This window comes from Nocardia sp. bgisy134, from assembly GCF_057708325.1.
This window is the reverse complement of the sequence record NZ_JBYIRW010000037.1, coordinates 1-21,116: the sequence shown is the minus strand read 5'-3', so window position 1 is coordinate 21,116 and position 21,116 is coordinate 1. Positions and strand designations below refer to the sequence as shown.

18 protein-coding genes and 2 pseudogenes are annotated in these 21,116 nt (G+C 65.4%); 8 read left to right on the top strand and 12 right to left on the bottom strand.

What is annotated here, in order from left to right; genetic code table 11:
- Window positions 1-27 precede the first annotated feature (27 nt).
- Entirely contained in the window at window positions 28-330 is a 303-nt protein-coding gene (locus AC3ERS_RS35895; protein ID WP_431972608.1) for a helix-turn-helix domain-containing protein, read from the top strand.
- A gap of 131 nt (window positions 331-461) precedes the next feature.
- Here the strand turns inward: AC3ERS_RS35895 and AC3ERS_RS35890 are convergent, their stop codons facing one another.
- The gene (locus AC3ERS_RS35890) at window positions 462-1,997 is read right to left on the bottom strand and encodes a class I adenylate-forming enzyme family protein (protein WP_431972607.1); all 1,536 of its coding nucleotides are present in this window, start codon (window positions 1,995-1,997) and stop codon (window positions 462-464) included.
- A gap of 217 nt (window positions 1,998-2,214) precedes the next feature.
- On the opposite strand from AC3ERS_RS35890, the gene AC3ERS_RS35885 reads away from it, so the two are divergent.
- Complete coding sequence (locus AC3ERS_RS35885) at window positions 2,215-2,799, top strand: TetR/AcrR family transcriptional regulator (RefSeq protein WP_431972612.1); 585 nt, start codon at window positions 2,215-2,217, stop codon at window positions 2,797-2,799.
- A gap of 230 nt (window positions 2,800-3,029) precedes the next feature.
- Here AC3ERS_RS35885 and AC3ERS_RS35880 read toward each other — a convergent pair whose 3' ends face one another.
- Together AC3ERS_RS35880 and AC3ERS_RS35875 are read right to left on the bottom strand one after the other, a co-directional pair.
- The gene (locus tag AC3ERS_RS35880) at window positions 3,030-4,043 is read right to left on the bottom strand and encodes an MBL fold metallo-hydrolase (protein ID WP_431972606.1); all 1,014 of its coding nucleotides are present in this window, start codon (window positions 4,041-4,043) and stop codon (window positions 3,030-3,032) included.
- Window positions 4,044-4,128: 85 nt separating this feature from the next.
- Window positions 4,129-5,085 carry a fumarylacetoacetate hydrolase family protein gene (locus AC3ERS_RS35875; RefSeq protein WP_431972605.1) on the bottom strand — a complete coding sequence of 319 codons (957 nt, stop codon included), beginning with the start codon at window positions 5,083-5,085 and terminating at the stop codon, window positions 4,129-4,131.
- A gap of 500 nt (window positions 5,086-5,585) precedes the next feature.
- On the opposite strand from AC3ERS_RS35875, the pseudogene AC3ERS_RS35870 reads away from it, so the two are divergent.
- The 3 genes and pseudogenes from AC3ERS_RS35870 to AC3ERS_RS35860 all read left to right on the top strand — a co-directional run.
- Window positions 5,586-5,787: pseudogene (locus tag AC3ERS_RS35870) on the top strand (hypothetical protein); the annotation flags it as partial.
- Window positions 5,788-5,923: 136 nt separating this feature from the next.
- Complete coding sequence (locus AC3ERS_RS35865) at window positions 5,924-6,679, top strand: class I SAM-dependent methyltransferase (RefSeq protein WP_431972604.1); 756 nt, start codon at window positions 5,924-5,926, stop codon at window positions 6,677-6,679.
- A gap of 279 nt (window positions 6,680-6,958) precedes the next feature.
- A complete protein-coding gene (locus tag AC3ERS_RS35860; RefSeq protein WP_431972603.1) occupies window positions 6,959-7,966 on the top strand; it encodes a tyrosine-type recombinase/integrase in 1,008 nt (335 codons plus the stop codon).
- Between the two features lie 96 nt (window positions 7,967-8,062).
- On the opposite strand, the gene AC3ERS_RS35855 is transcribed toward AC3ERS_RS35860, so the two are convergent.
- The 8 genes and pseudogenes from AC3ERS_RS35855 to AC3ERS_RS35820 all read right to left on the bottom strand — a co-directional run bounded on the left by AC3ERS_RS35855 (window position 8,063) and on the right by AC3ERS_RS35820 (window position 14,799).
- A complete protein-coding gene (locus AC3ERS_RS35855) occupies window positions 8,063-8,719 on the bottom strand; it encodes a hypothetical protein (protein WP_431972602.1) in 657 nt (218 codons plus the stop codon).
- Window positions 8,641-9,246 (bottom strand): hypothetical protein, encoded by a 606-nt coding sequence (locus AC3ERS_RS35850; protein WP_431972601.1) that lies wholly within the window; start codon window positions 9,244-9,246, stop codon window positions 8,641-8,643. Before AC3ERS_RS35850 ends, AC3ERS_RS35855 begins: the two co-directional genes overlap by 79 nt.
- The gene (locus tag AC3ERS_RS35845; RefSeq protein ID WP_431972600.1) at window positions 9,243-10,025 is read right to left on the bottom strand and encodes an AAA family ATPase; all 783 of its coding nucleotides are present in this window, start codon (window positions 10,023-10,025) and stop codon (window positions 9,243-9,245) included. The genes AC3ERS_RS35850 and AC3ERS_RS35845 overlap by 4 nt, the downstream gene beginning before the upstream one ends.
- Complete coding sequence (locus AC3ERS_RS35840) at window positions 10,022-11,521, bottom strand: Mu transposase C-terminal domain-containing protein (RefSeq protein WP_431972599.1); 1,500 nt, start codon at window positions 11,519-11,521, stop codon at window positions 10,022-10,024. Before AC3ERS_RS35840 ends, AC3ERS_RS35845 begins: the two co-directional genes overlap by 4 nt.
- Window positions 11,522-11,861: 340 nt before the next feature.
- Window positions 11,862-12,215: pseudogene (locus tag AC3ERS_RS35835) on the bottom strand (SDR family NAD(P)-dependent oxidoreductase); the annotation flags it as partial.
- A gap of 59 nt (window positions 12,216-12,274) precedes the next feature.
- The gene (locus AC3ERS_RS35830) at window positions 12,275-12,892 is read right to left on the bottom strand and encodes a hypothetical protein (protein WP_431972598.1); all 618 of its coding nucleotides are present in this window, start codon (window positions 12,890-12,892) and stop codon (window positions 12,275-12,277) included.
- Window positions 12,893-13,425: 533 nt separating this feature from the next.
- Entirely contained in the window at window positions 13,426-13,701 is a 276-nt protein-coding gene (locus AC3ERS_RS35825) for a recombinase family protein (RefSeq protein ID WP_488186287.1), read from the bottom strand.
- 258 nt (window positions 13,702-13,959) lie between these two features.
- Window positions 13,960-14,799 (bottom strand): LysR family transcriptional regulator, encoded by an 840-nt coding sequence (locus tag AC3ERS_RS35820; RefSeq protein WP_431972596.1) that lies wholly within the window; start codon window positions 14,797-14,799, stop codon window positions 13,960-13,962.
- A gap of 105 nt (window positions 14,800-14,904) precedes the next feature.
- Here AC3ERS_RS35820 and AC3ERS_RS35815 point away from each other — a divergent pair, with 105 nt between their 5' ends.
- The 3 genes from AC3ERS_RS35815 to AC3ERS_RS35805 all read left to right on the top strand — a co-directional run bounded on the left by AC3ERS_RS35815 (window position 14,905) and on the right by AC3ERS_RS35805 (window position 17,015).
- Window positions 14,905-15,630, top strand: coding sequence for an SDR family NAD(P)-dependent oxidoreductase (locus AC3ERS_RS35815; protein ID WP_431972595.1), 726 nt, complete (start codon window positions 14,905-14,907; stop codon window positions 15,628-15,630).
- A 73-nt stretch (window positions 15,631-15,703) separates the two neighbouring features.
- A complete protein-coding gene (locus AC3ERS_RS35810; RefSeq protein ID WP_431972594.1) occupies window positions 15,704-16,627 on the top strand; it encodes an NADP-dependent oxidoreductase in 924 nt (307 codons plus the stop codon).
- Between the two features lie 64 nt (window positions 16,628-16,691).
- Entirely contained in the window at window positions 16,692-17,015 is a 324-nt protein-coding gene (locus AC3ERS_RS35805; protein WP_431972593.1) for a transposase, read from the top strand.
- A gap of 119 nt (window positions 17,016-17,134) precedes the next feature.
- Here AC3ERS_RS35805 and AC3ERS_RS35800 read toward each other — a convergent pair whose 3' ends face one another.
- Window positions 17,135-20,482, bottom strand: coding sequence for a DUF4185 domain-containing protein (locus AC3ERS_RS35800; RefSeq protein WP_431972592.1), 3,348 nt, complete (start codon window positions 20,480-20,482; stop codon window positions 17,135-17,137).
- Window positions 20,483-21,116: the final 634 nt, after the last annotated feature.

Below are 21,116 nucleotides of genomic sequence, written 5' to 3'. Positions count from 1 at the left end.
CTCCAGTGGCGCGGAAGGACGACAGCGATGAGCGACACCCATCCTCGGCGAAACGCCGGTATCGGCACGATCGTGCAGGTGGCGTTGGACCTGTTCATCCACAACGGTTATCGCGCCACCACTCTCGAGGCGATCGAGCGACGTTCGGGCATCAGCAGTTGCGCTATCGCGTGGCACTTCGGGAGCAAGCGCGGCTTGCCGCTGGCCGTACGCACGCCGCGGCCCTTTCCGACCTTCATGCCACCCCTCCCGTGGCGCGCTGCGCGGCCGACGTGCGCGCATGCTAGGCGGAGTGGCTCAGCCACATCCGATCGCGGTTTTCCGATCTGATCGAAGACCACATGCTTCGAGCCTCTTCGCCCCCGATCCTCGCGCGTGGTCCGAAAACCCGATCCGCTGCGATGCTGATCGCTTTCCCGACAGAGGCTTTGCGAGTCACGGGAGATGCAGCACCGCCGCTGTTACGGCGCGGCCTTACGTACCCCTGAAGACGCGGCCCCGAGTCGGTGCTTTTGCACTTTGCCCACCGCGGTGTGCGGCAGGGAGCCAACGATGTCGACGACGCTCGGGACTTTGAAGTCGGCGAGATGCCGGGTGCAGTAGGCGATGGTGTCTTCGCCGGTGACATCGCCGTGTCCTGGCTCGAGCACCACGAACGCTCTGATCCGCTCGTCGCGCACCGGATCGGGTTCGCCCACCACGGCGCACTCGAACACACCGGGATGCAAATTGACCACACGTTCGACCTCGGCGGCGGCAACATTCTCGCCGGCGCGTTTGATCATGTTCTTCTTCCGGTCGACTATCGAGAAGTAGCCGTGTTCATCGATGGTGACCAGATCGCCCGTGCGCAGCCAACCATCGAGAAAAGCCTCGGCGGTTGCCGTCTCGTCATGCAGGTAGCCAGCCATCAGTGTCGATCCGGGGCTGCCCGCGACGAGAAGCTCGCCGATCTCACCGATCTCGGCATCGCGCCCGTCGGCGGTCAGCACGCGCACTGCGCCCGTGCGCACGGGCAGACCGACGGTCATGTTGTCCCGGCGATCGTGAAGCGGATTCATCAGCACCGGCGCGATGGTCTCGGTCATGCCATAGATCTGCACCAACGCCGTGTCGAAGCGGTGCTGAAATTCCTCGAGCTGGCCAGGTGTGAGGTTTTGGGCAAAGATGGTGGCGCGCAACGACGTAGGCGTGTCGGGTCCTTGCTGTGCCAGGATCATTCTCATCGGTGCGGCGAACAGGCTGGCCAAGGTGGCTGCGCTGCGACGGATCTGAGCGGGCCAGCGGGTAGCCGAGAATCGTGGGGCGACGGCCACAGAGGCGCCGGTTACCAGTGCCGACATCACGCAGTAATACTGGGCGTTGGCATGGAACAACGGCAAGCAGACCATCCAGCGGTCATCGGGACGCATCCGCAGATGATTGGCCACCACCGTCCCGGCTTCCACGTAGTTGGCATGGGTGACCACGACGCCTTTCGGCCGGCCGGTGGTTCCCGAGGTGTACATCACCGCCAGCGGCCACTCGGGACCCACCGTCGCGTTGGGGGGCGAGGATCCCTGCGAGTGGGCCTCGAAGTCGGCCCCGCAGGTGATGACCGGCACCCCCAGGTCGGCAGGTAGCTCAGCGCCGCGCTCTTGCCCGCATATCAGCAAGCGACATTGCGCATGACCGATGATGAAGGCGATCTCGTCGACGCTGCTGCGCGGACTGATCGGAACGATCACCGCGCCGAGAAGAGCAGCCCCGAACCAGCAGGCGAAGAATTCGCGGCAGTTGTCAGTCATGACCGCGAATGTCGCTCCGGCACCCACGCCGGCATTGGCGAGCAGCCGCGCTCCCGACTGCGCCATCTCCCATGCCTGGGCGTAGCTGAGGTCGTCGCTGTCGTTGTCGTGCAGGAAGCTCGAGAACACGGCATCAGGCTCATGGTCTGCCCGGTAGGACAGCAGCCGTGACACAGTGCGGGCGCCAGACGGGTAGGACGTGTTCATCATTGCGGCGCGGCGACCTCCTTCGAATCTCGTGACGACAAAGAGCGTCGTAGATCAATCAACATATCCTATGTCAGCCGACATAGGTAGCGGTAACTCGACCTCCTCGTCACATATCGGGCCGCGAGCACTACCTATGTCATCCATCGCAGCACATGTCGAGTAGCATGGAATAGGCATGGCGATCGGTAACTGTGACAGAAGGAGGTCGGTCGTGGCGATGAGCCGTCGTGAGGCGACCAGCCAAGAAAGCCGTCAGATCCTGCTGCGGGCGGCTGCCGAATTGTTCGCCGAGAACGGTTACCGCGCAACGACCTTCGAACACATCGCCGAACGTTCTGGCATCAGCCGCGGCTCGATTCCATGGCACTTCGGCAATAAGGAGGGGCTACTCAAGGCGGTCATCGATGACATCCGCACCACGGGAATCGGAGCCGCAGGAGCCGTCACCTCGTTCGAGGATGCTCTCGACCAGCTGTTCGAGCACATCCGGCAGCCCACTAGCAGGCTGGCCATCACGCTGCTGGCCGAGGCTATCGAGCCTGATTCACCGCTTACTGCGGTGTGCGCTGACCTTCAGGCCACTCTGCGAAAGTGGCTGGCCGACAGTCTCGGCGGGGTCACGCTGCCATCAGGGATGAACGAAGATACCTTTATCACCGTAGTACACGGCTCCATCATCGGAGTCCATCAGCAGTGGCGGGTTGCACCCGAGGCGATCGACCTGGACACGGCGTGCGCTGCGATCAAGACGCTCTTCGTGGCCAGCACCAAGCCGCGCCGCAAGCAATCCGAGCGCAGTTGATTCCTGCGTGGGGCAGCGCGGGCTGACGCAGCGCATGCCATCATCAGATCCATGTCGTCGTCATCCCGGCTCGCTGGGCGGAGCCCCGAGCAAGCGATCTCGGAAGCTCAGCGGCACACCGGAGATCACGCGGAACCTTGTATCGCGCAAAGTGAGTCTTGACATAGCTTCTGGTGACGACGACACAGCTGCGACCCAGTCGTGCCCGCAGATACGGCGCACGCATCGCTTCACCGCCCCTGAGAGAACTCGAGCTGAAGCTGGCGGGTATCGCTGAAGGCCGCCACCCGCTGACGCAACGTCGGCGTCGACAGCTCGCGCCCCAGCCATTCCCGCCAAGCGGTGTGCAGTGTGATCGCGATCCGCTCGGGGTGGAGCCATGACGCCCACCTGTTGCGTCCGTCAGGGGACGCCAACAGCCGCCGCCCAGCTTCCAATGGCGTGAGCCCAGCGTCGAAGCAGGCGCGCCCGTCGGTCGTGATCCACTGCCAGTACGCGGCCAGTTCCCCCACATCCCGTTTCGTCGCAAGCGGACCGTGCCCGGGCACATACGTGTCAGCTTCCAGAGCCATCATGCGCTCCAACGCACCGATCCAGTTGCTCAGCGGACCATGCCATGCCACCGGCGTGGACCCCAAGAACAGCAGATCGCCGCCGAACACTACGCCGACGTCGGGGGCATAGACGATGACGTCACCGGCGGTGTGGGCCGGGCCTTCCTCACGCAGTTGCAACGCCCGTCCGCCCATACTCAGAACCCTCTTGCCGGTGAACGTCACACTAGGAACACGCTTTTCGGGCGACGGCTGCACACCGGCGAGGGCCTCACCGATGATGCAAAACGGATGCGCGATGCGCCGAACGGGGACACGGGACAGCACGCGTGACGCCGACACCACCAACGATGCCTGCCTGGGCGGGTTGTCGTGCTTGATCTCCTCTAATGTCGCCTCACTGGAAATGATGTCGGCATGAGACGGCAGACAGTCGCTACCCCACCAATGGTCGGCATCGCCGTGAGTGATCACCGCAGACTCGATCGGCGCGCGCCGGACGTGAGGTTCGAACAGCCGCATCATCTCCTGCCCGCGCCGTTCGTCCCACGGCGTGTCTATGACGACCGAAGCGTCTGCACCGGCGATGAGGCCGGTATTGGTCTGGCCCCACGATCCAGGTAACCGCAACAACGCCCAGGTGCCTTGCCCGATCTGCACGAGTTCGGCGGGCGCATCGGATGGCGCCATGAGCAGTCTCCCTTCTGTATTGATCGACAGACGCTCGCGGGCGTCGAGCGACGAGCGCCTCGCCCCAGGCGAACTGCTGCCGCGTTCAGACCTGTGGTTTGGTCAGCGTCCGCAGGGGATGCGGGTCAGCGCTGCCAACGACCTTCTGTCGAGTTTCGCCGAGATGATCGACGCGCAACGTCACTAGGTCGCCCTCCTGCAACCAGCGGAAGGCCGTGGGATCGGTGTCGCCCAGGTGCTCGACCAAGGTGCACGTTGGGACCGTGCCAGAGCCGAAGACCTCACCAGCCCGCAACGGCACACCACGTGAGGCGAACGAGATCATTTCGGCAAGAGTCCAATCCGCTGACGACAGCGAGCCCGATCCGATCACCTCATCATTGACCAACGCGGTCACGGAAAGATTCAACCGGCCATCAGCGAAGTACTCCTCGAGTTCATCGGGCGTGACCAAGAACGGGCCCAGCGTCGTGCCGCAATCCTTGCCCTTGGCCTGCCCCAGTCCCAACTGCTGATCGGCGAGTTGATGGTCACGGCCCGTCCAGTCGTTGAACAGCGTGTAGCCAACGATGGCGCGCTGGGCCTCCTCAACTGTCAGATTCGGCCCTGTTCCATACACCACGGCCGCAATTTCGAGTTCGAAGTCGGCTGCCATCGTGCCGGGAGCCTTCGGCGCATCGTCGAAGGGGCCGAGAATCGTCGAGTTGCAGCCGATGTAGAACGCCGGGCGCTGATACCACGTGTCGTTGAGATCCCGGTTGCCGGCCAGAACCAGCTGACAGTTGCGCATGTGGTCCAAGAAGCACAGGCAATCACGCAGCGCCGGCGGATTGGAAATGGGCGCACCCAGTGTGACATCGGCCAGAGCCGCCACGTGCGCCGGTGACGTGGCGGCCTGCTCGGCAGCCTGAGCGAGCGCGACAGGTCCGGCACCGATCAGGTCCAGCAGAGTCGCGCGTCCCGGCGCGGCGTGAACGTTGTCCCCCACAACCACACCGGCATAGCTTTTCCCCTCGTGCTGATAGGAAGCCCATTTCGCCATCTAGATCACCTCTCGCTGCTTGTATGACATGCGCTATGTTAGCGAACATAGGAAATGTTAGTCAACACGTGCGCGAGGATGCGCCGTCTCCGGCAGGACCGCTGGCATGGTCAGATGCGCATAGCGACATAGATGCATGTCACAGCCTCTGGGGCACCTCCATTTGGCTGCCGTTGACGATTTCATAGCCCCTAGCCCCCGGCCTCGGTGTCGCTCAGCAGGGCGCACTACAACCGACAACAGAACGGCTGCCGTCCGCCGAGCCGCAGAAGCTTCCCACTCTCCGCCGCCTCAGCCAACTTCCACGAACCGTGCACGCGCTGTACAGCTACATGCGAGGCCGCATGAGAATGTCAGTGGCGCGAGCTGGGGAAACGGCGCTACGTGTCAGCAGCAAACCGCATGAGAATGTCAGTCGATGATGACCTGCGGGTTCGTCACTCGGGCCCTCAGCCCGGTACAGGCGGCGCAGTAGTGCACCGCCTGCGGTGTGTTCGCGCACGAAGTATTACGGGCTGGCCGTGGAGCTGCGCCGGTCCGGACAGCGCATCGATAACGAGATCCTGGCCCACATCTCTCCGGCGCACAGCGCCAACATCAACTTCTTCGGCGCCCATCGAAGTCGACATCGACGCCGAACTCGCCCAGCTCGGCCCTACCGGCTACCGACCGCTGCGGGTGCGCGGCACCCCCCTGTTCTGACCTCATCTCAGCGCCTCCGGACGCCTTAGATCGACATCCTGTAACACCCGATAGTGGACGATTGTCGAGTAGTCAGAATGGTTGCCTGACAAGGCATTACAGCGCATGCACGTGCGGGCGTGCCAGGATGGGCCGCATGACTCCCGTTCCGGAAGGCACCGCGCTTCCTGCCGATCCCGCCCAGGCGTACAACTACGACAGCATTGCCGAGGGGTATACCGCAGAGAACGAGACCAGCCTGCTGAACGCTTACTACGAGCGGCCCGCGGTGCTGGAGCTCGCCGGGGACGTGAGCGGTCGGCGGATCCTCGACGCCGGGTGCGGATCAGGTGCTTTATTCGCTGAACTGCGCGATCGGGGTGCCATGGTGACCGGCATCGACGCGAGTGCCGGAATGCTGGAGGTGGCTCGACGCCGACTGGGCACCGACGCGGACCTGCGAATCGCCGACCTCGCGAACCCACTCCCGTTTCCCGACGACGCGTTCGATGACGTCGTTGCATCCCTGGTGCTGCACTACCTGCAGGACTGGGGACCGACACTGACCGAGTTGCGACGCGTCCTGAAGCCGGGCGGTCGGTTCATCGTCTCGGTCGAGCATCCTTTCGCCATCTGGGTCACAGAACGCTCGGCTGGGAAGAAAACCGACTATTTCCAGACCCGCGAGCGGACCGAAGAGTGGACCATGGGCGGGCAGTCCGCCCGGTTGCATTTCTGGGACCGGCCGCTGCACGCGATGACCGATGCTTTCACCGCGTCGGGTTTTCGCATCAGTGTCATCAGCGAGCCGCCGCCTGTGCCTGCGGCCCGCGATCTGTTTCCGGAGGTGTTCCGTGAAGTCATCGGCGAAAGTTTCTTGGGTTTCCTGTTTTTCGTCCTGCAGACAGACTGAGCCATTGCGATCTCGCACCACCGACGAAGCAGCACATCGATCACGCCGAACGCCCTGCAACGCCGCTGGTCGTGCTGACCGGATCGGCCAGCACAGTCGGCGGAACGCGCGATCACGCTCCGCATTCTGCGCGTTCGGCAGACTTTTGCCCGGGCAATCTCTTTGCCCTGGATAACAGCCCGTTATCTGGGCTATCGTCGGAACCGTGCTGCGGCGATCGGACTGCGGCGCAACACGACCCGGCCCCGTTATCCGGGGCAAGCCAGGAAAGGCAGGCCGATGGCGGCGAAGGTGACCCGGCTGCGCACCCCGCCAGCGCGGACTCTGCGCAGCGCCGCCGAGGCGTACCTGGACACCATCGGATCGGCGAACACCCGCCGCGCCTACGGCATCGCGATCGTCAAGACCGTCGACGCCCTCGACGGGCCCGGCCCCGACGGACTGATCGCGCGCTCGCGCGCCCTGGACTCGGTCACCGACGCCGAGATCGGCGCCGCCCTCGAAACCCTATGGGGCCAAGCTGCGGTCAACACCTGGAACGCGCGCCGCGCCGCGGTCGGCAAATGGCTGAACTGGTGTGCCGAACAGGGCTGGACCGCCCCGAAGCTGCCCGCCTCGGCCGCGCGGTCAACCCCGCCGGACTCCGACACCCCGGTGCGCTCGCGCACCGCGATCGACCGGCTCATCACCCGCCGCGACATCCATGTGCGGGAGAAGACGCTGTGGCGGATGCTGTACGAAACGTGCGCTCGTGCAGAGGAACTGCTGCAACTCAACATCGAGGACCTGGACCTGGCGGGCCGGTGCGCACCGGTGAAGTCCAAGGGCGCCAAACCCCGCACCCGCCGCCGCGGCCCCGCCCACCACGAACACGTCCTGGAGAAGGTGTACTGGGATGCGGGCACCGCCCGGCTGCTGCCGAGACTGATCCGCGGCCGCACGCACGGGCCATTGTTCGTGACCCACCGCCGGCCCGGGCCCGGCAAGTACCTCGCCGAGCGCGACGTGTGCCCCGACACCGGCCTGGCGCGGCTGTCCTACGACCAGGCCCGCGATCTGCTCGACGCCGCCACCGCGCTCGACGGTCCCGGGACCGGCTGGGATCTACACGAACTCCGGCATTCGGGTCTGACGCACCTCGGGGAGTCCGGGGCCAGCCTGCTCGAGCTGATGGCCAAGTCGCGGCATCGCAAAGCTGAGAACCTGCGCCGCTACTTCAAACCGTCGCCGCAGGCGATGCGCGATCTCACCGCGCTGCTCGGCCCGGGAGTCGACCGCCGACGCTGAGCAGCGGCTTCGCCATATCCGTTGTTTTTCGCGCGCAGTCCGGAACCCTAGTCCGGCGACGACCTCAGCGGCGGATCGGCAATGCGGTCACTGCGATTACATCCGTCGTTGCCTGGCCCGTGTCGAGCGGCGCCATGCCTCGGCTTGCCTTACGACTTCCTCTATCGTCACGAACTCTGGGGCGGGAATGTTGCGCTGGAAGGTCGGCTCGTTGCGTCGACGGCTTGGGTGCCGCTGCTTCTTCCGAGGAACGGGCCGGTGCCCGCGCCACAGCATTCCGGTGTGCCACATCCAGCCACGATTCCAGTAGTAGCGGGCCGGGACGGTCAGACCGGCAGCGGTGACCGCGTCGCGCAGCCGCTGACCGTCCCGGCCGACTCCTCCGGCCAGCAGCCGGTCGGGTGCGCGCCCGGCTTCCTGGAACACCAGGGCGGCGTCGATCAACGGTCGCGCGGCCGGTGGGATCGTCCAGACGCACACGTCGGCGGGATCGGCGAAGCCGAGGGCGCTGTTGAAGATCAGGGCGTCGCCGGTGAAGGCCACGCACGGAATGAACTTCAGTTCTTCGACATCGGCGCCGGTGAACAACTGGATGGCGGCCGCGGCGGCGTAGACGGGGTTGATTGTGGCGCACCGAATCCGGTCGACGACCTTGTGAGTGACCGGGGTGGTGGTCAGTCCTGGCCCGACGCTGTAGGCCAGGTTCGGCGGCAACTTGAGGTCGATGCCGTGGAGTTCGAACGCGGCGCGCACACCCTGGACGCGCGTGACGGTGGTGTTGGGGCCGGGGCTGTCGGCGATGACGGCACCGAGCAGCCGGTACAGGGCGATGATTTCGTACCAGCCCGCGATGCGGTCGGGAGCGCGGCGTTTAGGACCAGGCGCACACTGCTGGAGCGGCGTAGTCGCAGCAGCCAGGCGAGCTGGTCGGCGGTGAGGGTGTGCGCGCGCAGCACCACCAGGTGCCGAATGCGGTCGGCGTGGATCCAGGCCAGCACCGCGCGGGAGGCTGCGTCGGTGGTGGCCACCTGTTCGGTCGAGGCCCGGGCCAGGCAGCACCCGAGTGCGGCCAGGGTGTCGGCCGCCAGTGCGGACCCGGAGACCGCGGTGGGCGTGGGATGCACGGTGATCACTCCATGGGCGAGGTCGTGCGCGCCCAGCAGGGCGTGGGTGACGCGGGCGTCGTCACTGGGGTCGCGCAGCACGGTGATCGGGTATCCGCCGGGGGTCTCGGTGGCGGCTTCGGTGGCGAGGTCGGCGTGCCAGCGGGGTTGGCTCACCCCGACAGCCCCGACAGCTTGGAGAACACCCAGCCCATCACCTCTTCATCGACCTGCTCGCGTTCGAGCCTGGCCAGGGCGCGCACGGTGTGGGAGGTGATCTTGGCCCAGGCCCTGAAGGCGCCGTGCCCGGCGTGGGCGTCGGCGAAGGCGATGGTCGCCGGGGCGGTGTTCTCCCACACCGGATGGAAGGCCGGGATCACCCGCAGCACCTGCTCGGGGGTCATGCGCCGGAACTCCTGCCACACATAGACCCTCGACGAGAGCATCGGTTCGCGGCGCAACACCTGGTAGCAGTCCCCGCCGCCGACGAACACGATGGCGATGTCGGTGCGCCGGTCGTCCCACAGATGCCGCCAATACTCGAAGCACTCGCGACTCATCCACTGCGCCTCATCGCACACCAGCACCCGGAACCGTTCGGACAGAACGTCCTTGAGGACGCGATCGAACTCGATCGGCTTGCGCGGCGGCGCACCTCCGATCGCGAGCGCGTCAAAGAGCGTGTGCCGGATATCGCGTGGTGTCGGCCGGGCCCGGAACTGCACGCGGCACACCGTGTCCGGTGCAAGCTCGCGCAGTGTGGCGTTGACCGACAGCGTCTTTCCGACCCCGGCGTCACCGTGCACGCACATCATCGCCTTGGCGTCGATCACGTCGGCGAGGTTGTCCTTCATCAGCAGCAGCGCGTCGGTAGCCACGATGTGTGCGCCCGCCAGGCCGAGGAAGTGATCGGTCGCGGTGTTGATGTTCAGGCCCGGCTTCGGTGGTCGAGTCACGAGGAATTCCCGCTTTCTCCGCCGCGGCGGTGCAGTTCGTCGAGATCGATCGGCATCACCCAGCCCGGCGCCGGCGGCGGCAACGGAATCAGATCCGGCCGCGCCCACCGCGCCATGTCCTCGCACCGATCATCGGCGAGCACCCGGGCAGCCTCGGCCGTGGTCATCGCGTCGAGCCGCTGCGCGGGCCCCGCGACGGTCGACGCCGCGTAGCGGTCGCGGCGGGCGCGTTCGGCGGCGGCGAGGTCCGCGCGCAACTTGCGGGCCTTGCGGTCTCGTGCGCGGCGCACGGCGGCCCGGGTCCGGGCGGAGGCGGCGTCGGCCAGCTCCGCGGTGCCCAGATGGACACCAGAGTCGGCGGCGAAGACCTCGATCTCACCGGTGTGGTTGGGCATGTAGCGGATCCGCACGGCGGTGCCCACCAGCCCGACCATCCAGTCCGCCACGTAGTAGCGGCCCCGCCCGAACCCGACACCTTTGGTGGTGATCTTGCGCTGGCGCCGGTCGTCTTCGAGGGTGAACATCCACAGCTGGGACTCGTCGACCTCGTGCACCGGCGTCGGATCGGCCAGCCACGACTCCAGCGGCGACACCCCGCCCAAGGCCTCGATCTGGTGGCAGGTGTTCCACCAGTCGATCCACGCCAGCACCTCGGCGACGAACGCTTCGAACGTCAGCGCGGGCTGGTCCGGATCGACTGGCGCACCGTTGATCTGGGTTTGGCGGTGGGTGTATCGGGGCAACCGCGCGAACAGCATCTCCTCGGCCGCCCTGTTCACGGCCTCGACCGTGCCCTTCAGATACGGGGTGTAGCCCGGCAAATCCACCACCCGAACCGCGAACGCGCCCATCGCCTCACCCACCGTGCGCGACAGGAAGTCCTTGCCCTGGTCGACCCGCACCACCCCAGGCAGGCCACCGGCCGGACCATACGGCGCCCGCCGCAGCACCGCGGCCCGCAACGCGGCCAGAATGCTGGCCCGGTTCGGGGTCTGCTGTGTCACCGCCGCGCCCAGAATCACATCATGGGTGGCGTCGACGAACCACGTCACCCACGGCTTTGTCAGAATCCCGTCCACGTCGACCTGCACCGCAGCTTCGACATGATCGGCCTCCCACGCGGCATTGCGGTGCGCCGGTGGCCGTTGCAGGAACACATCGAACTTGCGGCGCGCCCGCTCACCGCCCCGCAGACCCGCACGCTCCCCTGGCGTCAGATCCCGCAGAATCGCCCGCTGCACGGTCGACACACTCGGTGGCACTGGTCCGCCATCTTGGTGCTGGTCCACCAACTCCCGGTGCAGCGCAGCCGCGTTGCCACGCCAATAGGCCAGCCGCACTCGCAACTGATCATCGATCCGAAACCGGTCCCGCTGAACTGGCGGCGCATTCATCCGGCGCGCCGACAACCACCGCCACACCGTTCGCTCGGCCACACCGAGCGTCTCAGCAGTCAACCGGACGTGATCGCTGGACAAACCACCCTGGTCCGACATCTGCGTGAGCCGATCGACAGCCGCTCGCCGCAACGCGCGCTTGTTCGCGTCGACCACTGGCCCGGCCTCCCAGATCGGTTGGCTCGCAACCAGATGCGAGCACCAGGCCGTATTCGATCACGCACAGTCCCGGGGCGCGGATTCACTGACATTTTCGTGCGGCCCGGCCACTGACATTTTCGTGCGGCCTCGCAGCTACACCTGACGCTTGGTTCAACCAGGACAACCACGGAAAGATCCATCGATGAGATGGCACGTCGCGGCTCCACTCGGGGGTCCGAATGCGCAATTCAGATGCGACTTTCGCCCGATAACATCACGTCAGCCGCATCCAAACCTGCTTGCCGAGTTCGAGCGCCAGCGTCTTGGTGAACCCCTGCAAGCCGACCTTGGCCGCCCCGTAGTCGACCTGTCCGCGGTTGCCCGGCGCCGAGGTGCTCGACAGGTTCACGATCCGGCCGAAACCCGCTGCGGTCATGCACTTCTGGGTCGCCCGGCCCATCAGGAAGGAGCCGCACAGGTGCACGTTCATCACGGTGTCCCAGTCGTCGGTGGCCATCCGGAACTGGACAACGACCGGCTTGCAAGCTGCCTCGTCGAGGTCGATCACGACCACGGCCAGGCGGCAGGCGACGGCAGCCGCCAGGCCCGCGCGATACTTCACCCGCCAGATCGCGCGGACCCCCGCTCTCATGAGCGGAGGCCCGCGGTGTATCAGCGCAGTCCATGGCCGGTGAGGGCCCTATCGACTGCTCAATTCCATCCGTTGGGCAGGCTACCGCCGAAGTTGCTCCGGACCCAGGTGGCGATGTTTTGTGTCTGGGCTGGCCAGTCGGTGTGCCACACCTGGTTGCCGTTGATCAGCGCGGCGTTCTTCGTGCTCCACGGCAGTTGCATGGCCGCATCGACCTTGTCCCAGGAGGGGAAGTGGCCGGTGAAGTTGCGCCCGACCCATTCCCCGATCTCGACCGTGTGGCCTGGCCAGTCGGTGTGCCACACCTGATCGCCGTTGAACAGCGCCGCGTTCTTCTCGTCCCAGGGGAGCTTGCAGGAAGCATCGATCTTGGTCCAGTCCGGCAGCTTCCCCGTGAAGTTGCGGGAGGCCCAGTCCGCGATGCTCAGCGTCTGACCCGACCAGTCGGTGTGCCATACCTGATCGCCGTTGAACAGCGCGGCGTTCTTCGTGCTCCACGGCAGTTGCATGGCCGCATCGACCGACTTCCAGGAGGGAAGGTTACCGGTGAAGTTGCGCCCGACCCATTCCGCGATGCTCAGCGTCTGACCCGACCAGTCGGTGTGCCACACCTCATCGCCCTTGATCAACGCCGCGTTCTTCACGTCCCACGGGAGCTTGCAGGATGCACTGATCATCTCTCTTCCTCCTCTGAATCTGCCGGGTCATCGGTCCGATGACCGCTGGGACCGCACAGTAGAAAGGCTGAGCTGGATGCTCCTTGACCGATTCGATCCTTGACGAATTTCGCGTCGACTTCCGCGGCCGACCGAGACCGCGCACCGCCCAGGCCGATCACCTTCATGATCGACCGTCCCGTTCCCAAAGTGGCCGGTCAGGACAAGTCCGACATCCGTGTCGATATCAAAGCCAATATACGACGTACGACCTGCAGGTGTTCGACGGTTGACGTGACCGACAAGGCAAGCGGAAAGCCGCCACCGAATCCGGAGTACTACACCGCCGCTGAGAGACAGAGTTGCTTCATAAGCTGGTCTGACCTCGAAGCAAGTATGTACCGATAAGGACCCGAATCATCTCCTTTCAGCTGAAATACCACTTTGACCAGGAAACGGACGGTGCATGCCTCGTTCAGCCGGTGGTCGGCTCGCAGGTAGCTGTAGACGGTTTCGCGGCGGATGCCGAACTCGTTGGGCAGCACGGACTTTCGTTACCCGGCTGCGGCCCGTTCCCGCCGCTGCTGTGCCTGTTCGGTGGTGAGGGCGGGTTTGCGGCCGGTGTAGGTACCGCGGGCCTTGGCGGCGGCGATGCCCTCGCGTTGGCGTTCCAGGATCAGGGCATGTTCGAACTCGGCGAAGGCACCCATCACCGACAAGGGCAGCTCCTGCTCGTAAGTGAGATCGGTCTGGAAGTCCCAGTCCGGTAACGCAATCAACTGGACCATGGCCCACCAGGTGAAGCTGCTCTCACCAACGTGGTTGGCCATCAACCACTCTCGGAAACCGTTGAGGCCCTGCCCGCCGTGTCGACGTGCGGCTTGGTCATAGCCATCGAGGTAGCACGTCACCCCTCGCAGGGATGTGTAGCCGATGTACATACCGGCCTCAGCCACGCTCACCAGCCGGGAAGTGGGCAACTCGGCCGAGATCGCATGGTTCTTCCGGCCAGCCGTGTACGCGGCGATCGAGTGCTGTGCTGGCCGGTTCGGTCAGCGCGCTATGCGGGCATTTGCGGACGTCGTCGGCTAGAGGCGTATCGCCGTACGGACGAGGTCGGCGACGGCTTTGGATCTGCTGTGTGGTGGCCAGGCGATGACGGTCGTGACGGCCGGTGCGTCCGGCACCGGCACGATGGCGTGACCGTCGCGTAGCTGGGCTCGGAGCGACTCGGGCATGACCGCACAGGCCCGTCCGAGCATGATCAGCTGGGTCAACTGGGTATGGTCGCGAACCTGTGGGCCAGGGCCGTCCGGATAACTTCCATCCCGTCGAGGCCAGCGCGGCAGGGGCAGGTCCGTCAGGGCATTGACCTCGGCCATCGACATGTGGGGTCGATTGGCGAGGGGGTGCCCCGCGGGCAGGACCACGACCTGCTGTTCGGTGTGCAGGTCCTCGGTGTCGAATCCGGCCGTCGTGTCGTAGGGCCGGTGGAGCAGAGCAACGTCGGCGCGCCCGTCGCGTAGCAGGCTTTCCGGTTCGCCGGGCCCGCACAGCACCACCTCGACTGCGACAGCGCAGGGGTCGGCGGCGTAGGCGTCCAGCAGCTTCGACAACAGTTCGCTGGACGCTCCTGCCTTGGTGGCCAGCACCACACCGGGCCGGTCGGCAGCGGCGCGGCGGGTGCGGCGCTCGGCGGCTTCGACCGCTTCGAGGGCGAGCCGGGCCTCCCGCAGCAGCACCGACCCGGCCTTGGTCAACGTGATTGCGCGAGCAGTGCGGTGCAGCAGAACGACTCCGAGCCGCCGTTCTAGCTGCTGGATCGCCCGCGACAGCGGTGGTTGCGCCATCGCGAGCCGTTGTGCCGCCCGCCCGAAGTGCAACTCCTCGGCGACAGCGACGAAGTATCGCAACTCCCGCGTCTCCACCACGTCATCGTATCCGGCGCTCACCACGACCAATACCCGTGCGGTATCGCCGCCCACCCAATCGGTCTTGGACGCCCCACCCGAGTCCGCAACATGATCAACGGCATGAGTGAACGGACGATCGCGCTGGTGACCGGCGCGAACAAAGGAATCGGATACGAGATCGCGGCGGGCCTGGGCGCCCTTGGCTGGCGAATTGGTGTGGGCGCGAGGGATCAACAACGCCGCGAGACCGCGGTGGAGAAGCTGCGCGCGGCCGGGACCGATGCGTTCGGCGTGCCGCTCGACGTGGACGACGACGCGAGTGTCGCTGCCGCGGCCGAGCTGATCGCCGACTATGCCGGAGGCCTCGACGTCCTGGTCAACAATGCCGCGATCACCGGCGGTATGCCACAGACACCCACCACGGTCGATCCCGCGACCATGCGAGCTGTCGTGGAAACCAACGTGATCGGCGTCATCCGGGTCACCAACATGATGCTGCCCATGCTGCGCGGCTCGGCATCACCGCGAATCGTCAACATGTCCAGCAGCGTGGGCTCGCTCGCCCTGCAGACCACGCCCGGCATCGACATGGGGCCGATTCCCACCGCGTACTTGGCGTCGAAGACCTTCCTCAACGCCGTCACCATCCAATACGTCAGGGAACTGAGCGACACCAACATCCTGATCAACTCCGGCTGCCCCGGTTTCACCGCCACCGACCTCAACGGCTTCCGAGGCGTCCGCACACCGCAACAGGGAGCGGCGATCGCGATTCACCTCGCGACCCTGCCCGACGACGGACCGACCGGCGGATTCTTCGACGACGCCGGAACAGTGCCCTGGTGACGGCCACACCGGTGCGAACCATTCCCGTTCTCGAAGTCAGCCGCGCATCGCACGCCGGAGGAGAAGCAAGACAATGACAAAAGCAGTCAGGTACGACGAATTCGGCGGAATCGACGTCCTGCGTATCGACGAGGTCGATCGCCCGGTGCCCGCGGCCAGGCAGGTCCTCGTGCAGGTAAGAGCGGCAGGCATCAACCCCGGTGAGGCGGCCATACGCACCGGCGCGATGGCGGACATCTTTCCCTCGACCTTCCCGTCCGGGCAGGGCAGCGATCTCGCCGGAGTTGTCGCCGAGATCGGCGCCGGAGCCGACCGATTCTCGCCCGGCGACGAGGTGATCGGATTCTCCGAGCTGCGGGCCGCCCAGGCCGAGCTGGTCCTGGTCGACGTCGACAACCTCACACCCAAACCGAAGAACGTCTCATGGGAGGTGGCGGGCGGCCTATACGTCGCCGGCGTGACTGCATGGGGGGCAGTGCATTCCGTACAGCTCGAGAAGGGCGAGAGCGTCGTCATCTCCGGAGCAGCCGGAGGAGTCGGCTCGATCGCCGTTCAGCTCGCGCGCCGTACCGGAGCCACGGTCATCGGCCTGGCGAGCGACAGCAACCACGAGTGGCTGCAAAGCCACAGCGTGATCCCCGTCGCATACGGTGACGGCGTCACGGACCGGATCAAGGCCGCCGCACCCAACGGCATCCATGCCTTCATCGACACCTACGGCGACGGGTACGTCGAACTTGCCCTCGCTCTCGGCGTCGCAATCGAACGGATCGACACCATCGCCGATTTCGCAGCAGCCGCAAAGTATGGGGTCAAGACTGAACCCGGGACCAAGGCCAGGCCGGGCGCCGAGGTGCTCGCCGAATTGGCCGGCCTGATTGCCGACGGACACCTCGAAGTCCCGATCGCGAACGTCTACCCGTTGACGCAGGTTCGTCAGGCCTACACCGAACTCGAACGCAGACACACCCACGGAAAAATCGTGCTGAGGCCCTAGTGTCTCCCAATCGGTATTTCCGGTTCACGGCCGGTAGGTTGTCGTGTCGGGCATCATGTCCGCCGTGGCAGCGACTGTCGGTGATCGGTATCAGGTTCTGACGGACAACCAGTGGGAACTGCTCGAGCTGCTCTTACCGAAATCCGATGGCCGCGTGGGCCGTAACTTCTCCGACAACCGCTTGGTCGTGGAGGGGATGTTGTTCCGGTTGCGGACCGGGATGCCGTGGCGGGACCTGCCCGAGGCATTCGGTCCGTGGCAGACGGTATGGAAACGTCACCGTCGCTACGCACGCTCCCTGCTCACCGAGCTCGCTTGCCCGTCAACAATTCTTCCCGACTCGGGCCGGCAACTGGCCGTGACGGGCAGTCGGATCCACTCGAGATAGCCCGGGCACTTGATATAGCCGGACTTCTCGGCGGTAACGGCTACGGCAATACCGCAACCTCCTTCCGCGACATGCTGGACTTAGCACACTCATATGACCTGAGGACGCTCCCCAGACTTCTATCCGACGGGGATCTTGAAGTGCATTGCGCGGTAGGGCCATCCGTCGGCTGTCTTCCATTGCGACACCAGCAGGTGCAGTCCAGCGTCGAGGGTGGATCCGGGGATGATGCTCGGACCGTACAGTTGCGCGATCTTGTCGCCGCCCTGTTCACTCCATGACGAACCCCGCAGCGGTGTGGTCTTGGGCACCAGGTACAGGTTGTCGGTGGGAGTGTCGAGGATGCGCAGGTCGATGTCGTAGCCCCCTATCGTCGAGGCGTCGAAGTTCACCAGAGCCCACTTGTTCTCGATCTTGCGGAGGCACATCTCCCCGAACTTTTCCGCGGAGGGCTCGCGTTCGAGAACCGGTGTCGGCGGATTCCCCCAATTCCATTGTCCGTCACGCCAACCCCAACCGACATAGGCGCCGGGATCGGTGATCTGGTCCTCACGGACGCGGCGCAGGATGACGCCCTTGTCGCGTTGGAAGCCCGTCGAGAAGACGTAGACCCACCCGTCGTCGTCGCGTGCCCACGTCCATAGTTGCGCGAAGCCGCCGTGGAGGCCGGCGTCGAACTGTGCACCGGAGTGCTGCCAGGACTTGCCGTCGTCGGACGACGTCCAGATCTCGGTGCGCACCACGTTGCCGAGGCCTTGGTTGATCATGACGTGCAGGAAGATGTCCTGTCCGATGGTGATGACATCGGAGGGCAGCGCGGTGGTCCCGCCCGCGTGGTCGTAGGGCCACAGCTGGCGGGCGTAGTGCGGATCCGGTCCTGCGGCTTCGTGCCACTCGATGCCGTCGTCCAGGTTCGTCGTCTCCGAGAGCAGCGCCACGGGCGAACGCCAGTCCGCGCTGCCGACCTCGGGGTCGCGGAAGGTGTCACCGAAAACGGCGAGAATCCTCCCCGAGGGTGTCCGGGTCATCACCCCGAGATCGGTCGCGGCCATTCCGAATCGGTCGGTGTGACCGGGTCCGGTCGCATCTTTGATCTTGCGCGCGCCGGTGGCGAGCATTGCCGGCTGCGGGGTCGGCAGTCGCCAGCCGTCCTTGATGACGCCGTACCATTCCCCGGCGTACACATGGCCGGTAATCGGCCAGCCCTTGGCCTGCTGCATCGTCTTCGCGGCGTCCCGAGTGGCGCCGTCGTAAACGCTCGTCTGCGGAATATCGAGCGCTGCCTGCCAACGCTTCAGCCCGTCCTTCGACGATTGCGGCTCGTTTCCGAACAGGTTCGACCACGACTCTTCCGGTCCTTCCAGTGGCCCCCAGTAGTGTCCGTCCGGGAGTGGAAAGCGGTCGGGGTCGTCGGGGACGCTTGCGTACTGCTTGGCCGCGGCGAAGACGACGTCGTAGGGGAAGGTGTCGGGAACATCCCAGTGGGTGCCGTCCTGGAAGCCCTTCAGTTTCACCGACCCGTACGTGTAGTTGTTGTGGCTGGAGACGCCGTGCAGGTCGTTGCCGACACCGGCGATATCGACTCTCTCGATGGGAATGTTGTGGTCCTTCGACACCTTGGCGATGGTGTAGGCCACCATGTCGAGCATCTTGTCGTGCTCGAGCCACGCCTGGCGTTGCTTCGGGTTCGATTCGACGTTGGGCGACGAGCCGGTCCACCGCGGAATCGCGCCGGAGGTGCCGACCAAGGCGATCTGGACCGAAACATGGTTGTCGTCGTCCAGTCCCCGCACCGGCACGCCCCACGCTGCGTTCTTGGTGGAGACGGTCTGGATGATGTGATTGTCGTCGACCATGTAGTGGTACGACCCGTTCTGTTGCCGGGCCTGCCAGTCGGCGACGTTTTCCGCGCGAGTGATCCAGTCTTGATTCTCTGTCGTATGGAGATAGATCCGCTTGTACGGGCCGTGCCCGGAGCGGTGTCCGGGACCGTCGTGCCAAGCGATGTCGTAGCCCTCAGGTGCACGAACGACGATCGGCTCGACGGCGACCGGTACCGGGACGGGAAGCTGGGCGACGTAGTGCCATTGCCCGAAATCCTCTGTGAGCGTGTCGTTGACATCGACGTTGATCCCGGCGACCTTGATGTCGTCGCGCGGGTGGATGAGCCGCTGGAACAGGCAGGCGTGCTCGGAGATCGTCCCCAGCGGCCGACTGCCCAGCCACGTATTCGGCTGCCACAAGTAGCGTTTACCGCTCCCGTCACGGCAGGTGCCGACGACGTCGTCCTCGACCGCCCAGTCGCACGCCAGATACTTGCAATATGCGCCGACGCGCTGCTTGCCCAGCACCGACGCGGCGCCGCGCAGATAATGGCTGGCCAGGCTGTTCCACTCCGACAGCGACAGATCGTCGTCGATCGAGAAGAAGATCGGGGCCTCGGGCGGGCCGCCGCAGTGCTTGTGCCACGCATCGGCCGCCTTGGCATCGGCGACACCGCCGTCGAAGCCCCGGCGCCAATCCGCGGTCTCGTGCTTGCCCTTTTGCCAGTTGCTGACCAGCGGCATATCGAGCTCGAGATATCCGGCGGCCTCCTCGGGCGTGAGCTTTTTGTTGACCAGGCCGCGTTCGGGCGAGTCCACCAGATAGCGAACCGCCCCGTGATATCCGTCGGCCTTCACCGCGCGAGCCCCCGGCCGTGCCGCCGCGTGATCGACAAGCTGCAGCCGCTCGGTTGGCCGCGTCCCGGGGCCTGTGATTCCCGCGCGCCACGTCGCGGGGTCGATCAGCCCGTCCGGCGTCAACCCGTTGGCGAGTTGAACAGCACGCGCCGCGTCGGCGGTGGCCTTGTCGTAGACGCCGGTCTGGGGCACTCCTTGCGCTTGCTGCCACCGCTTCAGCCCCGCGATCCACTCAGGGCGTTCGCTGCCGTGGCGGCCGGAAATGGACGAATCGGGGCCTTCGAGCGGACCGTAGAAGAACCCGCGCGGGAGCGGGAAATCATCGGAAGCGCCCCCGTCCGTTCCGGGGCCAGGCTGCGTACCGGGGTCGACGGCGTCCTGAAGGAAATCCTGCGGATTCCTGGGGTCTCCGCCGAGACGTCCGGGTGGTCCCCACACCTCGAAATGCAGGTGCGGACCAGTGGATTCGCCCTCCGATCCCACGCTCGCGATCTGCTCGCCTTCCCGGACACGATCGCCCCGCTTCACCAGAATGCTCGCGTGGCGCATGTGTCCGAAGACCAGATCGACGCCATGGGTGTCTTGAGCATCGAGCCACACCCAGTTGCCGAATCCCGACACCGATCCTGGCGGCCGATCCGCACCTTCGATGACCATGCCGTCGATAGGGGCAAAAATGGGCGTGCCGAACGGTGCCGCGAAGTCGATGCCGTCGTGATCGGGCCGCTCCGGGGTCCGGAAACCCGACGAAATCGAGAATGTGCTGTGAACTGGCCTGGTGGTCATGGAAGTCTCCTCAAATGTGGCTTTCGGTGTCGGATTCGGCCAACGCCGAGACACGGGCAGCGGCCTACCCGAAGGCGGCGGTGACGACTACTACGGACCTGACTGCGGTCCACGCTCGAACCTTCGGCTGCACGAAAGAAGTTCGCGTAGCCGTATCTGCGCCATCGCGCATCGGAGAAGGACCACAACCCACCCCGCCGACAGCTGATCTTTCGATCCCGTGAGAGAGACTGGCTCATCAAGTCGATGGAATCCCGGAAAACACGCAGCGCATGCAAGTGGCTCACCTGTCGGCCGATGCAATCGGTCAAGCCCTTTTGAGTCCCGCGAGTGACCGGTCGATCCTCGTGCGCGTAGGAGACGAAGAGGTCGTATTCGAACGGCTCCTCGCGTCCCTGGGTCGGCGACTCCAGAACATCAGGAGTACGCGCACACATGGTCCTCTCCTCGCTCCCACGGTGAGCGCATAGAACGATATGAACGGATGCTCCGAGTCTGACCGGACCGGGGACGAAAGTCGCACGTAGTGCACTACTTGGCTTTCGCCATACGCCCGGCTAAAGGAAGAGACATTTGCCGCAATACCGCACGTACATGACGACCCGCTTGCACCGCATCCGAGGTAATTGCGCCG